The 13,435-nt window shown below is 46.2% G+C and carries 16 protein-coding genes; 5 read left to right on the forward strand and 11 right to left on the reverse strand.

Going from position 1 to position 13,435, the window contains the following annotated elements; all coding sequences use genetic code 11:
- Nucleotides 1-342: 342 nt before the first annotated feature.
- From LZ23_RS01780 to LZ23_RS01795, 4 genes are all read left to right on the forward strand, one after another.
- On the forward strand, nt 343-894 hold the full coding sequence (locus tag LZ23_RS01780) for a DsrE family protein (protein WP_045211076.1): 552 nt from the start codon (nt 343-345) through the stop codon (nt 892-894).
- A gap of 76 nt (nt 895-970) precedes the next feature.
- The gene (locus LZ23_RS01785) at nt 971-1,288 is read left to right on the forward strand and encodes a hypothetical protein (RefSeq protein WP_045211078.1); all 318 of its coding nucleotides are present in this window, start codon (nt 971-973) and stop codon (nt 1,286-1,288) included.
- Nucleotides 1,285-1,566 carry a hypothetical protein gene (locus LZ23_RS01790; RefSeq protein WP_045211079.1) on the forward strand — a complete coding sequence of 94 codons (282 nt, stop codon included), beginning with the start codon at nt 1,285-1,287 and terminating at the stop codon, nt 1,564-1,566. Before LZ23_RS01785 ends, LZ23_RS01790 begins: the two co-directional genes overlap by 4 nt.
- Before the next feature lie 273 nt (nt 1,567-1,839).
- Nucleotides 1,840-2,388, forward strand: a complete 549-nt coding sequence (locus LZ23_RS01795) for a hypothetical protein (RefSeq protein ID WP_052507031.1) — start codon at nt 1,840-1,842, stop codon at nt 2,386-2,388.
- Nucleotides 2,389-2,681: 293 nt separating this feature from the next.
- On the opposite strand, the gene LZ23_RS01805 is transcribed toward LZ23_RS01795, so the two are convergent.
- Nucleotides 2,682-2,981, reverse strand: coding sequence for an IscA/HesB family protein (locus tag LZ23_RS01805; protein WP_045211083.1), 300 nt, complete (start codon nt 2,979-2,981; stop codon nt 2,682-2,684).
- Nucleotides 2,982-3,495: 514 nt separating this feature from the next.
- Between LZ23_RS01805 and LZ23_RS01810 the strand changes: the two genes are divergently transcribed.
- Complete coding sequence (locus LZ23_RS01810) at nt 3,496-3,675, forward strand: hypothetical protein (protein ID WP_045211085.1); 180 nt, start codon at nt 3,496-3,498, stop codon at nt 3,673-3,675.
- A gap of 57 nt (nt 3,676-3,732) precedes the next feature.
- Here the strand turns inward: LZ23_RS01810 and LZ23_RS01815 are convergent, their stop codons facing one another.
- The 10 genes from LZ23_RS01815 to LZ23_RS01860 all read right to left on the reverse strand — a co-directional run bounded on the left by LZ23_RS01815 (nt 3,733) and on the right by LZ23_RS01860 (nt 13,389).
- Nucleotides 3,733-4,239 (reverse strand): hypothetical protein, encoded by a 507-nt coding sequence (locus LZ23_RS01815; RefSeq protein ID WP_045211086.1) that lies wholly within the window; start codon nt 4,237-4,239, stop codon nt 3,733-3,735.
- Between the two features lies 1 nt (nt 4,240).
- Complete coding sequence (locus tag LZ23_RS01820) at nt 4,241-4,729, reverse strand: HyaD/HybD family hydrogenase maturation endopeptidase (protein ID WP_045211088.1); 489 nt, start codon at nt 4,727-4,729, stop codon at nt 4,241-4,243.
- Between the two features lie 171 nt (nt 4,730-4,900).
- The gene (locus LZ23_RS01825) at nt 4,901-6,601 is read right to left on the reverse strand and encodes a nickel-dependent hydrogenase large subunit (RefSeq protein WP_045211090.1); all 1,701 of its coding nucleotides are present in this window, start codon (nt 6,599-6,601) and stop codon (nt 4,901-4,903) included.
- Nucleotides 6,602-6,659: 58 nt separating this feature from the next.
- A complete protein-coding gene (locus LZ23_RS01830; RefSeq protein ID WP_045211092.1) occupies nt 6,660-7,610 on the reverse strand; it encodes a hydrogenase small subunit in 951 nt (316 codons plus the stop codon).
- 84 nt (nt 7,611-7,694) lie between these two features.
- Entirely contained in the window at nt 7,695-8,177 is a 483-nt protein-coding gene (locus LZ23_RS01835; protein ID WP_045211093.1) for a hydrogenase maturation protease, read from the reverse strand.
- Nucleotides 8,178-8,982: 805 nt separating this feature from the next.
- Nucleotides 8,983-10,449 (reverse strand): Ni/Fe hydrogenase subunit alpha, encoded by a 1,467-nt coding sequence (locus tag LZ23_RS01840; protein WP_045211236.1) that lies wholly within the window; start codon nt 10,447-10,449, stop codon nt 8,983-8,985.
- 79 nt (nt 10,450-10,528) lie between these two features.
- Nucleotides 10,529-11,515, reverse strand: a complete 987-nt coding sequence (locus LZ23_RS01845) for an NADH-quinone oxidoreductase subunit B family protein (protein ID WP_045211095.1) — start codon at nt 11,513-11,515, stop codon at nt 10,529-10,531.
- Complete coding sequence (locus LZ23_RS01850) at nt 11,516-11,929, reverse strand: hydrogenase iron-sulfur subunit (RefSeq protein ID WP_045211096.1); 414 nt, start codon at nt 11,927-11,929, stop codon at nt 11,516-11,518.
- A 19-nt stretch (nt 11,930-11,948) separates the two neighbouring features.
- Nucleotides 11,949-12,860, reverse strand: coding sequence for a CoB--CoM heterodisulfide reductase iron-sulfur subunit B family protein (locus tag LZ23_RS01855; RefSeq protein WP_045211098.1), 912 nt, complete (start codon nt 12,858-12,860; stop codon nt 11,949-11,951).
- A gap of 13 nt (nt 12,861-12,873) precedes the next feature.
- Nucleotides 12,874-13,389: a 4Fe-4S dicluster domain-containing protein gene (locus LZ23_RS01860; protein ID WP_045211100.1), complete on the reverse strand. Its 516-nt coding sequence runs from the start codon at nt 13,387-13,389 to the stop codon at nt 12,874-12,876.
- Between the last annotated feature and the right edge of the window lie 46 nt (nt 13,390-13,435).

Below are 13,435 nucleotides of genomic sequence, written 5' to 3' on the forward strand. Positions count from 1 at the left end.
AGGGGAACTGGTAACATTGTGTCACTTAAATTTTAATGTTCCTATTCTATATAACATATTCAATCTCATTCACGACTTAGCCCCTGACTTAATCCGAATGGAGAGGTCTTTTTTATGTATATTGAAATTGTGAATCGCCCAACTTAGGTCAAAAAATATGACATTGTATCTATCAATTTTCATAATCGATTTGCTGATATTCAATTAATATTTTCTATTTGCATTATATTTTTCTAATCAGTTATATTTCCTATCAATATTAACGGCTAAAAGGGCCTTTTTGTTTGCGGAGAACAGATGACGTGCTCAAAGCCACTAACTTGATACAGAGAGGTATGCCAGATGTCAGATAAAGAAAAAGATCTTGAAATCATGGAATCAATTGTCTCGGCCCAGGAACAGCAAAAGAAAGATCAGAAAACCGGCATGAGCAGAAATGACTTTCTTAAGATGGCCGGGGCCGGAGGGCTTGGAATGGCGGCCATGATGGGCATGGGCAGCCCGGCTATGGCCGGAGAAGCCAAAAAAGGCAAGTTCTTGTTTGTCATGAGCGCCGGTTCCAATGATCCCAACCGAACTATGATGGCCTTGCTTTTGGCTGATGTGGTCCAGAAACAGAACTTTGGCGATGTCCATCTCTACCTGTGGGGTGAAGCAGCTGAGCTGTGTAGGGTAGGCCATCCTGAAAAAATATCATCTTCGAATTTCCACCGCCTGGGAGATGCCTTGGGAATGCTGGAAAGACTGGCCAGAAACGGTGCGCAAATCGGGGTCTGCCCCCCGTGCGCCGACTGGCACGGAGCTGTTGGTGACAATCTGTATCCATGGTGCCAGCGAGAGGACGGAATTGTTTTGATGCGCAGTGTCATGGAGTCCTGGACAGTTTGGCTGTAAATTTCTATCTCACCGGCTGCACTAAGTCGCCGGTGAGAAATACTCGTTAAATAACCTTTATTAATTGGAGTGAAAGATGCGTTTAGTAAAGTTTTGTTTCTTTTTTCTTGCCGCGCTGCTGGTTTTTTCCGTATCCACGCCCGCAGAGGCTGATGCCGAAAATTTGCCCACTGTAAACACTAGGGGAGCCTGCCTGAACACCAATGAATTCGTCGGGCTTATCATGCATGAAAGCCAGCGCTTGAAAAACGGGGATAATATGCGCCTCATCGCTGATATTCCCAATGAGCCCGAAGCCAGGGAAGCAATTGCCAAATCCGGGTATGTGCTCCTTGATGAAGAACGGAATGAGCTTGATGACTATCTTAATTTCCTGCTGGAGGTTAAAAAGTGAGCAAAGTTTTTTGGATATTGCGCATGCTCATTATCCCGGTCCTGATTTTTGCTGTGGTCTTTATAGGGCACCTCCTCTATTATAAATACATTGCCCAGAATTCCAGCCCCATTTGGTGGCGGCTTTATGTGATGACCCAGACCTACTGGATTGGATACGCCCTGGCTCTGGCATTTGCTTTCGGGGCGTACGCCTTAACCATGGCCAGGAGACTGTCGGGCAAAGCAGTGGCAGGCAGCGCCGCCATTGCGGTTCTGGTCTGGTTTGCCAGTGCCTGAGGACTCCCGCTCCTGGCCGTGGGCCTGGCACTTATTGGAGTAAATATCGGGGCAGGCGCCATGCCTCCATGGATCCTTGCTTTGCTAACTACACTGTTTATTATTGTCGGGATTTACTGGCTGCACCGCAGCGGTGGATGTGCGGCCAAATTGGCTTAGCAGAGCTATTGGCCCTGAGAGCATATTTTAACCAGCCACAAATATATTCAGATAACCCTTTTAATTTTTAACTTTTATTTATTCATAGAAAAAACTTACCCATTGGACTTTAAAATGCGAATCAACAACTTTATTCTGGCATTATTTGCTATGATTGTAATTGTAATCTCATCTTCTGTAGCTGCAGAAAATATTGGTACTGAACATTGTCTGACGGATGAGGAGTATGAAGCCAGGCAGCCGAATGACCGGGCTGCTTTGGAAGGAATTGAAGTAGGTCGTATCTTCTGGGACGTGACCATTGGTGATCCCAAGCTGCTATTTGGACGTCTTGGGGTAATCGATCAAACTTATAGGGATATGGTCAGGCAGAATGTGACTCCTGAAATGATCTTGGCCTTTAGGGGAGGTTCTGTTCGCTTGCTGGCCTCGGATTTATCCGGACATTCCGAAGAATCCCGTCCAGACATTCAAGACCTGCAGCAACGTCTGCAGCAGATAATTGAACTGCCTGGTGTACGCATGGAATCCTGTTACATTGCCATGCGCCGCGTTCCCCTGGAACCTGAAAACTTGATCAGGGGCATCGAAACAGTGAACAATACTTTTCTGTCAGCAATGGGCTATGGCCAGAGGGGATTTATCTCCCTTCCCATTCACTAAAAATCCTGAATGTCGCTTTCCAGGGCCGGACATTGCTGTTCCGGCCCTGGGCAAACTTGCCATTCCATCCACTCTGTTATTTCAGTCGAATCAGACCCATTAATTTCATGACCAGCCTTTCCCACTCCTTGGCTGTTTCCGCAGCAGGGCCAATATGACAGATCGTTGAGACAGCAGAATACTGGCATGTGGTTTAGCAAGCACAGATATTCCACTCCCGCAATCTTTGATTTCAATGCGAACCTTTACTATTCAATCCATGCCATTAAAAACAGCGCATGATTTCAATCACATCAGCAGGAAGTACATGAACCGCAGGCACCGGGATCAACTTTGAGGCTGGAATTAATCTTAAAGCCTGCTTCAGTGTGATCAATCTGAATAGGTGCAACTGTATCCATAAGGCTTTTATCCACTAAGAACTGAAAGCCATTTATGTCATAAGTGTGATCATTATTTTTTTGTTCATCTAAGGCAAGAGCCAGCATTGGACCGCCGCATCCAGACGCCAGATAAACCCTGACCGGAGATTTCTCTTGAGTTTCAAAATATTTTTCCAGTTGATTTGTTGCAGATTCAGTCACTTCAAACATTCCGGTATAGCCTCCGTGTTTATTAGGTTTTAATGTAATAATTTTGCCTGTAACAATAGCTAATGCGGGCTGTGCCCACAACCCAAAAAAGATGTTTTAACCGCCCGTTCGAAGACTCACTCAAGACGCAAAGGGCGCAAAGGAAGAAAGAAGTTTTTTCATTTGCCGGGGAACGGCAAATGAAAAGGCAGCCTTTTTGAAAACCGATGCCCGGTTTTCAAAAAAATATCTTCTTTATTATCTTTAACTTTGAGTCCTTTGCCTGCCCAGTTGAATTGCTCGAAGAGCAAGCCCGAAGGACATTCAACCGGGGCGCATTTGCGGTTCAAATTTTCTTGTTTTTTTATGACAAAGTTTCAAGAGTAAGTTACTAAAAAAGTCCGTCCATATATTCAATTATAGAAACTTACTTAATATGAACAATATGTCCAATTTAAAATATCAATAGAAAGCCCGGCCATCAATATTGTCTGCCAATTATTTACCAGCAATCCAATTTACTGGAGGATTCATCATGTCAAGATCATCAAACTGTTTTCAATGCGGCAAGGGTTGCTCAGACCGTCACTCCCAGGATATCAGATTCTGCTCTGCCTGCAGTGCATGGCTCTGTGAAATCTGTGACAAGGGAAAGCTCAAATGTCCAAAATGCGGAAGAAGAATGTCTGCATTATCTCCAGGCAAGGACAAGTAAACTTGTCGCACGGGGGAAAAATGCTCAGAGTCACATTTATCTATTTTGTCATGAAACTCAGCATTGCTGAGTTCCGGTAATACCGCAAAATATTTCTCTGAGGGTTTTCTGGTCAAGTACTTCATCCAGAGGCACATCAAGGTCATGAATGCTCGGCGGATAGTCAATTACGTCACATACATTCTTGTCTGACTCATCTCTGCTGACCTTAACTGCAGGCACAACCTCACCGCGTGAGCAGTCAAAACTGACTCCCATATTATTCTTGATCCAATTGTCTGTTTCGTCGTGAGTGCCCAGAAAGAGAATCACAAAACAACCATCTTTTATGGTAATAACCAGTCTGTAACCGCTCCCAAGCTGAAACTTACAACAGTTGGCCAGCCTGGCATCACCACTTTTAGTCAACTTGCGTTTCAATCTGGGCAGCATATAAGCATTGTTTGCCAGATCCTGAATTATTTCCAGGGCTTCAGAAGCAACAAATGCGGCTTTGCCGCCTGCCTTTTCAAGTTTATCAATTTTTTTTGAAAATTGTACAGGATCATAAATTATAGCAGCCATATCAGCCCTCCTGTTTCAGTCTGAATGTTCCACCCGCAGCTGAAATCTCATCTAAAACAGCCTTGCACAGGTCATCAATTTTTCTCTCTACTTCAAAGGTAAGCTTCTCACTCCAGGGTTCGTATTCCTTAGGTTCAATCCCAATAATCACACTTTCCGGACGACTTCCAATAAGTTCACAATGGGTCAGGGTCTCCAACAGGTCAGCCTGGTGCATGGAGTCTTTGAAGGCCATGCTCTTTCGCAAATCATTGCCTTCAAGGCGATATACTGTTCCAGGAGGATGCTTATTAAGAACTGCATCCACCACTATCAGAAAGTCGCAGTCCATAATATATTCCATGAGCCTGATGCCCAGGGTTCCTCCATCCATGAGCCTGACATTTTCGGAAAATTCGTATTCCTGCTCCAGCTTTTCCACAATCCGAACCCCGATTCCTTCATCACCCAGAAGAATATTCCCCACTCCGAGAACAAGTATATTTTTCATGCTTATTTTCCGGTAACTGTAGTTTTCAGAATCCCTTAATGTTCCCGTAAACAATGGCAACAAAAAGCCACAAAGGACGTCTATCTCCAGAGCCTGGCAGATATTGTGATGCTGCTCTCCCTGGAATGGCAACGCCCTTTGTGGCAGTTAAAGTATTCTGAAGGGTTGACCTTAACTAGCCCTGAATTTGTAAACCTCATTGCTGTGAGGATCTATTACGTGTACTCCACAGGCAATGCACGGATCAAAAGAATGAATCGTGCGCAGGATCTCCACAGGTCTTTTGGGGTCAGCCACGGGAGTGCCGATTAGCGCTTGTTCAACAGGAGCAAGCCTGCCATTGGCGCATCTTGGACCAAAGTTCCATGTGGTTGGAACAACTAACTGGAAGTTTTCAATCTTTTTGTCCTTGATTTTGATCCAGTGGCTCAGGCCTCCTCTTGGGGCATCAGCAAAACCTACACCTTCAGCCTCATCCGGCATTTCCCATTCCTGGGCAATTTTCATGTCACCACCAGCAACATTTCCTTCAAGTTCCCTGAGCCAGTCTGCTGTTTTCTGAGCAATGACCAATGCTTTGATGCCTCTGGCAGCAGTCCTGCCAAGAGTGGAGTGCAGGGCTTCAGGTCCTACTCCAAGATGCCTGGTCACAGTGTTGACCGCACTCACTATTTCTGGTTGCCCTTTGGCATAAGCCACCAACACTGAGGCCAGAGGTCCTACTTCCATGGGATGGTCATTGTACCTTGGAGCCTTGGACCAGGAATAGCGTTCCTTGTCATCGTAACTGGTATATTGTGGCTCAGTCACCCCTTCATAGGGATGCTTTGCTTCATTGCCTTTGTACCAGCTGGCTGCCACATGCTCGTAAATAGCTTTGGGGTCTACCTGATCAATCTGGCTGAGATTGCGGTTCATGATTACACCGGGTGGAATCCATCTGCTCTCAAGATCCTTTTCATTTTTGGGGAACTCGCCAAAACTCATATAGTTTTTTGTTCCTCCAAAACCTGCCCAGTCTTTGTAAAAAGATGCCACTGCCAGCAGATCAGGAATATAGACATCTTCAATAAAGTCTCTGGTTTCCTTGAGCAGTTCTGCAAACTGATCAATTCTTTCCTTCCTGAGACCATCATAACAGGTCACTCCACCCACAATGGTAAATTGAGTATGTGGATTTTTAGAACCGTAAATAGCCATCATCCTTGCAGCCTTAACCTGCAAACGCAGAGCTTCCAGATAATGGGCAGTGGCAATGAGGTTAACTTCCGGCGGCAGATAATAAGCAGGATGGTCCTCAAGAAAATAGGCGTTGGTAAAGGGACCAAGCTGACCGCTTTCCACAAATTTGGTCAGCCTTTCCTGAACTGCCCGCAGATCCTGAGCAGTTGTCTTTCTTGGCGAAATATCATTGGCTATCTGGGCTGCCTTGCGTGGGTCAGCCTTGAGGGCACTGGTGACATCCACCCAGTCCAGGGCATGCAGAACATAAAAATGAACCATATGATCATGCATAAACTGGGAAGCCATAACCAGATTGCGGATAATCCTTGCGTTGTCAGGGATATCCACGCCCACTGCATTGTCCACGCATCTCGTGGATGCCAGGGCATGAACATAGGTACATACACCGCAGGCCCTCTGGGTTATATGCTGTGCGTCTCTTGGATCACGGCCTTTTAGAATGATTTCAAGTCCGCGAAATAACTGTGAACTGGACCAGGCATTCTTTACTCTACCATTTTCCAGTTCTACTTCCATTTTAAGGTGACCTTCTATCCTGGTTACCGGGTCAATTATGATGGGCCCGGAATACGTGCTTTTTGGAGTCACCGGAATTATCGGTGCTGCCTGGGGTTTACAACCGGCCATATGTATTTCCTCCTGATTCTGAAAAAAAGTTTAATGCTTTGAACTCAGTACTGACAGCCTACAGATCATAAAAGGGACTCATTTTGTCCCAGAAGTCAGGCTCACTGCATCCAATGCAATGATGCCCGGCTTCAACCGGCCAGTTGGTTTGGTTGAATTTGACCTTGGGGCAGTTATTGTAAGTCCATGGTCCGCGACAGCCCAGTTCGTAAAGGCAATAGCCCTTTTTGGCTTCTTCAGAATCAAAAGAATAAGCAAATTCTCCATTATGGAAATGATCAAGTCTTTCGCACAGCTCATGCACGGAAGTGCCATAAAACATGGTGGGCCGCATCAAAAAGTCAACATCAGGCATTCCCTCAGTCAGCAGGTGAACCACAGTGCCGACAAAATTGTACGGATTGGGTGGACATCCGGCAATATTAATGGCCTTGATTCCCTTGTCTTTCAATAAATCGTTAACTCCTTTTGCCCCAGTGGGATTGGGAGCAGCCGCCTGGACTCCTCCGAAATTAGCACAGGCTCCAATGGCAATGGTGGCCTGGGCCTTGGGGATTATCTCATTGGCCATCTGGAGCATGGTATGTCCGCCGACTTTGCCGTAGATGCCGTCCAGCTTGGTGGGTATTGCCCCTTCAACTACACAAATAAATCCTTCTGGTGCATTAATGGCCTTTTCCAGAGCTTCTTCTGCTGCATCTCCGGCAGCAGCCATAATGGTTTCATGGTAATCCATAGAAATAGTGTCCAGAATAAGGTCATCAATGTATGGCTGCACAGTTCTTAATACTGACTCTGAGCAGCCGGTACATTCAGCAAAGTGCAGATAAACCACAGACGGCCTTCTTTCTGCTGTAAGGGCTTGAGCAATTTTTGGGGCAAAGGATGCTTCCATGCCCATAACAGCGGCCACAGTAGCGCAGAATTTCATAAAATCACGCCTGGTTACTCCATTTTGTTCAAGACGTTCAAGACCACCGGTTTTTCCGAGGCCAACACTGAATTTCATACCCACCTCCTGAGTAAAAATGAACACATATCTATTTGTTTCCATCCCGAAAGTCTTTCTTTCCGGATGTTGAAGCTGTTCAAGTCAGACAGTTGCCGGACGAGCAGCAACGCTGTTTTTTATTCTTTCATGAAGCATACATACTGTTTCCTGTACTGCCTTTTCAACTGAAGGGCACATCACGTCGGTAAATTCTTCAATTTTTTCTATCTCAATGAGAATGATGATCAGCTCTTTTGGCATTTCATCACTGAAAAGTTCGTACCCGGTCTTTAGGGTGGCTCCAAGAGTCACTGCATGGGAATTGGTCAAATCTTTAGATGAAAAAATATCATCAATGCTTACATGAAGTATGGTTCCGGGCTTGTGTCCCAGGCAACAGGAATCCACAACAAACGCCTGCTCATAACCCATGAGCTTGTCCATGACATCAAAGCCCACAGTATAGAGTTCTTCTGTATCAACCGGCAGATTCATGCGGGCAATGCGCTGCACCACTTCCAGACCAGCCCGGTCATCCTGAAGCAAAGGGTTGCCAATGCCCATGACAATGGTTTTGTTAGTCATAAGAAAAGTTTTAAGATTTAAGTTTTAAGTTTTAAGATTTAAGATTTAAGATTTAGGTGTTAAGTTTTAAGTTTTAAGATTTGAAGACTACAGCGAGAAGGTCCGGGACCCGGCACTCACTTTAAGTGTCATAAAATACTTATGCCGGGATAATCTTTACACAAGTGTGTGCCGGACACAGCCTAACATGCGAGTAACTCACACCGTTCAAAACCTGGATTCCGGCTTTCGCCGGAATGACGGTAATGAGTAGCAACCTGCTTTAACCGTCACCCCGGTCCCGGATCGAGTCCGGGATGACGGATCCGGGGTCAAGTTTTTTGAAGTTACTTGTAAGCTCCTCACCCGGGCGGCCTGGGACCGAACCTGTGAGTAACATAAAATTGCCTCAACGCGTTAGAGATTGCCGCGCTCGCCCCAGTTGAATGGCTGCGCCTACACTGCGTGTATTCAACGAGGTAAAAAGACTCGCTCGCAATGACACCTGAGCTGTCAGGGATGTAGTTGCTGAAAACCTGTCACTCACTATGGAGCCTAAGCGACCGAAGCAATCTGTATGGTAAAACCATAGTGCCCTGAATTCATTACATGTTTTTCGTGCAAAAAGTCAGACAATAACTTATTCTGCAAAAAATATCTCCATAAGCCTCTGTTTTTACTGACTCCTGACTCCTGATCCCTGACTCCTGAGACTGCAAAAGGTTTTTTTGCAGTAAAATCTTACATATACGTTTAAAGATACTCGAAAGACGTGCGGGGAGTTATATGCTCCCCGCACATATCATTTAACTACAGACAATTTGCATTAGAAGTTTTTGATCTGTCTGTTCAACTGACCATTACTGTTGAAGATATTTACTTCCATAGGCATCTGCCCACCGGTTACAGTGTGGGTGGCGCAGGCCAGGCACAGGTCATAGGGCCTGAAGGCCATTTCCACGTGATTGAGAAGTCCTTCAGTTACATTTCCATCTTTGATAAAGTGTTTGGCAGCAGTCTTCACAGCCAGATTAATGGGAGCATTGTTATGTGTTGTGGCCACCACAAGGTTAGCGTTTTCCACTATCCCGTTATCATCTGTAATATAATGATGAATCAAAACCCCTCTATTTGCCTCAAGAATGCCCACTCCTTCCTTAGTGCATGATGTAGGCTGGTTCCAGGTGTCAGTGCCGGTAATTTCCGGATCTCTTGACAGCTCCAGACATTTTTCTGCGGCAGCAAGTACTTCTATGGCCCTGGCCCAGTGATAGCCAAGGATATAGTGCACTGGCTTTGCTCCAAAAGTATTATGGAACTTTTCAAAATGCTCATGAGCTAAGGGAGTGGTTATTCCCTCAGTAACATTCATTCTGGCCAGAGGTCCTACGCAATAGATATTGGTATCAGGGCCGCTTTTGATTCCGTCCCACGCTCCAAGCTTCTTGTTGTAAGGGAACTTGAGATATGACCAGGGCAGAACTCTTTCAGATATGAAATCCAGATATTCCTTGCCCTTGAATGTGCCAACAACATTGCCCCTGGCATCAATGGCCTTTTGGGTTCCATCATAAAAGGCCATTTTATTCTGCTCATCCACAGTGGCAATGTATCCAACCTCAACCTTGAACATGTCACCGGTAACCAGCTCCATGTACTTGGGGTTTTTCAGGACAACGTCTTCAAAGACCTGCAGGGTCAGCTTACCAAGTTCCACAAGCTCTTCAGCCCACTTTTCAATCTGGACCCGTTCATCTTCGTTGATCCTTTTGGACCAGCCGCCAGGAAGGGCAGATACCGGATGGTTGGGCTTGCCTCCAAGAAGCTCGAATATCTTTACAGCCAGTCCGCGTTTGCGCAGAACCAGTTTACCAGTTTCAGCACCAACAGCTTTGATCAGCCCCACAAGGTTTCTTTCTCCGGCGGGCGCATCAGGCCCCACAACAAAATCAGGAAAGCCAAGGGCATAAAGCACTGCTGTATGATCTTCCACAGTATGGGCACTGTAAAAAAGTTCTCGCAGCTTTCTGCCTGTTGTTGGTGGAGTTACGCCATAAACATCATCCGAAGCCTTCATGGCACACAGGAAATGTACTGCCCTGCAAACACCGCAAACAGTTGACACTGTCCTTGGCACTTCCTCAATGGGCATGCCCTGCAAAAACTTTTCATACCCGCGAAATTCCACTGTCTGGAAAAAGGCATCGTCAACATTGCCATTATCATCAAGGAAAATGGCGATCTTTCCGTGCCCCTCCAAGCGGGTCATGGGATTGATTTCTATTTTTCTCACTTTTGATTCTCCTTTATTTTGCATCCCAACGACTTTTTTCAGGAAAGCCGAGATTTTACTCATGCTTACTACCTCCGGGCTAATTTTTACGGCCAGGGGTCAACTTCTGGTTAAGTATTCCTGCTGAGTAAGAATAGCGATAGCAAAATTTTGCCATATCATTGAACTTGCTCACAAACTTTTCCGCAGTCTGGTCATCCTTAAGACTGGAAGCAATCATTGAAGCGCATCTTGCTCCGTAATCCTTAACACCGGGAATAGGACCGCCGCATCCACGGCAGGGAATATTCACATTGAGACAGGATGCCTGACAGTCTCCCTGCGTAACAGGGCCAAAACAGATATAGCCCTGCTGGAGCAGACATTTATCTTCATCCGGACGGCCGTCTATGGTCCTGAATACTTCGCCTACAGGAAGCCTTTTTTGATCATGCTCTGCCGGGTTGCGCTTGCAAACGTCACACACTGCCTTTCCTGATGTCAGCCATGATCCCTTGGCGGGAAGGTTGCCGGCAACAATGGCCTGGACAGCCTGGGCCACAAAATCATGATGTGGAGGACAGCCACCAACAAAATAGTCAACATCCACCAGCTGATCTATGGTGCTGACCCTGTTGGTAAAAGCCGGCAAGGTCAGATCATACTTTCCCTCCCACAGACATTGGGGTTCAGGCATAATACCGTCAGGATTATCAGTACCAAAGGTATCTTTATAGGCCTGATTAAACAGCTCTTCTTTGGAATATATATCACCGAGGGCTGCAATACCTCCCAGGGTCGCACATGCACCAAAGGCAACCAGGGTTTTGGACTTCTGTCTCAAGACCTTGACGGTATGTTCATTCTCAGTATTGCGGACCATACCATCCACAAAGGCCAGATCTATATATCCGTCCTCCATGGCTTCTAAGTCTTTATATTTGACATCAGCAACTGTCGGTGCCCAGAAAACCACTTCAAGATGATCCAGTGCATCAACCAGCTTTTCAGACATGTCCACCAAGGCCATTTCACAGCCTGCGCATCCACCTGCCAGCAGAAAACCGAATTTAATTTTATCAGCCATTTAAGCACCTCCCTTGAGGGGGTTAGGCCCCAGTTCCTGCAGTTCTCTGGTGAACTCCTCCACCACTTGAGCAAAGCGCTGGCCTTCTGCCCCTGAAATCCATTCCAGCCTGAAGCGTCTGGGATCAAAACCCGCATCTTCAATCATTTTCTTAAGTACAGTCATCCTGCGGGAAGTTTTGTGGTTACCGTCTTTGTAATGACAGTCCCCGTAATGACATCCGCCCACAAGCACTCCATCTGCTCCTCTCGCCAGAGACTCTAAGATATATTCCGGCTCAACACTTCCTGAACAAGGGACCCTGATAAGCTTAATGGTAGGCGGGTATTTGCAGCGCAGGTTACCGGCCAGGTCAGCTCCGGCATATGTACACCACTGGCAGGCAAAGCCCACTATATTTGGACTGAAAGACATTTAACTATCCTCCTGATTCTTATTTCTGGATTTTTCTTTTATCACTTTGAATCTCAGCGATCATTTCATCCCTTGGGGTCTGACTGATTGCTGCTACCTGCGCTGGATCAAAACCAAGGGCCAGAGCCAGTACCTGGGTATAGTAAAATACAGGTATGCTGAAATCGATCACACCGCGTTCCTTGAGAATCTGCTGAGACATATCAAATTGCAGAAAACACGAAGAACAGGTGGTCACAATCATGTCCGGGTCAATCTCTTCCTTCATGGACATGAGCTTATCCGTGAACAGCTTTAATGACTTTTCCACATCAGTGGAGCGCATTCCGCCCATACCGCAGCAAAACTCCAGCCGGCTGTAGTGAGGCACATCCGCTCCAAGGGCCTGGGTCAGCTCCTTTAGAATTGTAGGAAAGAAGGAATTTTTCTCTTGGACAGGATACACATCTGACGGCCACAGGATATGACATCCGGGCTGGATGGCCACTTTCAGGCCATCCAGAGAATAAACCAGACTTTCCTTAATCTTTTCTGGACCGACTTTTTCATAAAGCACGTGGGAAACATGAAATACGTTCGAGGTACCCTTGTACTCGCGATCAATGGTCTTGAGATTTGCATTGACCCTTTTTTTGCGGTCAGGGCTGTCTTCAATAAAATGCTTGGCCTCGTTCATAACACCGTAGCAGCTGTTGCAGCCGGTCATGATATCAATGCCTTTGTCTTCAGCCAGGGTTATATTGCGCGACGATATGGTACACCACGTATCAAGATCAAATGAAGGTGCTGTTCCCCAGGCTGGACAGCAGGTGGCCCCTTCCAGATCTTCTATTTCAACCCCAAGGGCTGGAAAGATCTTGCGGAAGGACTGCTCAATGTCCGGGGCTTTAAAAGGGATGTTGCACCCCAGGTATAAACCGAGTTTTTCCATTTTGAGTCTCCTTTTAATATAATCCCAGTTCGCCCATGGGGCTGTTTTCCAGCAGGGTCTGAATTTCTTTCTGGGCCTTTTCATTGTAAGCTGATGTAGGAGCTTCAGGTGGAAGGCCTACTTTTTTCCTCAGTTCTGTGGCATCGGTAAACACAGCATGACCATAAGAATGCAGGTTCATCTGACTGGTCATGGCTGAAGTGGAAAAAGCCAGATCATTGGCCTGGTAACGCCTGAAGGCAAAGACCACTTCCTGAGGCCTTACTCCCTGCGGACAGATTTCTGTGCACCTGTTGCAGGCCTGACAGCCCCAGGTGGATGTTTCCTCGATTATTTCTTCAAGCTGACCATTCAGAACCTTTTTGATAAGCAGTCTGCACAATACTGGAAATCCGGCTTTGACCCCTGGACAGACTGCGGAACATGCCCCGCACTGGACACATTTGAGAATCCCGGTCCCGCCAAAATCCTGAATGGTCTTGACAGCTTCCGAGATCTTTTCACTGTCTAATTTAATATATTCAGACATATGGTTATCCTTTTGGAAGTTTTAAGATTTAAGATTTAAGTTTTAA

Origin of the sequence: Desulfonatronovibrio magnus (genome assembly GCF_000934755.1) — a bacterium.
Lineage (GTDB): Bacteria > Desulfobacterota > Desulfovibrionia > Desulfovibrionales > Desulfonatronovibrionaceae > Desulfonatronovibrio > Desulfonatronovibrio magnus.

What these genes read in the sequence shown, in the direction of transcription:
- LZ23_RS01850 (WP_045211096.1), bottom strand. Translation starts at nt 11,929, where the DNA reads ATGTCTTTCAGTCCAAATATAGTGGGCTTTGCCTGCCAGTGGTGTACA.
- LZ23_RS01860 (WP_045211100.1), bottom strand. Translation starts at nt 13,389, where the DNA reads ATGTCTGAATATATTAAATTAGACAGTGAAAAGATCTCGGAAGCTGTC.
- LZ23_RS01815 (WP_045211086.1), bottom strand. Translation starts at nt 4,239, where the DNA reads ATGGCTGCTATAATTTATGATCCTGTACAATTTTCAAAAAAAATTGAT.
- LZ23_RS01785 (WP_045211078.1), top strand. Translation starts at nt 971, where the DNA reads ATGCGTTTAGTAAAGTTTTGTTTCTTTTTTCTTGCCGCGCTGCTGGTT.
- LZ23_RS01805 (WP_045211083.1), bottom strand. Translation starts at nt 2,981, where the DNA reads ATGTTTGAAGTGACTGAATCTGCAACAAATCAACTGGAAAAATATTTT.
- LZ23_RS01855 (WP_045211098.1), bottom strand. Translation starts at nt 12,860, where the DNA reads ATGGAAAAACTCGGTTTATACCTGGGGTGCAACATCCCTTTTAAAGCC.
- LZ23_RS01845 (WP_045211095.1), bottom strand. Translation starts at nt 11,515, where the DNA reads ATGGCTGATAAAATTAAATTCGGTTTTCTGCTGGCAGGTGGATGCGCA.
- LZ23_RS01825 (WP_045211090.1), bottom strand. Translation starts at nt 6,601, where the DNA reads ATGGCCGGTTGTAAACCCCAGGCAGCACCGATAATTCCGGTGACTCCA.
- LZ23_RS01830 (WP_045211092.1), bottom strand. Translation starts at nt 7,610, where the DNA reads ATGAAATTCAGTGTTGGCCTCGGAAAAACCGGTGGTCTTGAACGTCTT.
- LZ23_RS01795 (WP_052507031.1), top strand. Translation starts at nt 1,840, where the DNA reads ATGCGAATCAACAACTTTATTCTGGCATTATTTGCTATGATTGTAATT.
- LZ23_RS01835 (WP_045211093.1), bottom strand. Translation starts at nt 8,177, where the DNA reads ATGACTAACAAAACCATTGTCATGGGCATTGGCAACCCTTTGCTTCAG.
- LZ23_RS01780 (WP_045211076.1), top strand. Translation starts at nt 343, where the DNA reads ATGTCAGATAAAGAAAAAGATCTTGAAATCATGGAATCAATTGTCTCG.
- LZ23_RS01820 (WP_045211088.1), bottom strand. Translation starts at nt 4,729, where the DNA reads ATGAAAAATATACTTGTTCTCGGAGTGGGGAATATTCTTCTGGGTGAT.
- LZ23_RS01810 (WP_045211085.1), top strand. Translation starts at nt 3,496, where the DNA reads ATGTCAAGATCATCAAACTGTTTTCAATGCGGCAAGGGTTGCTCAGAC.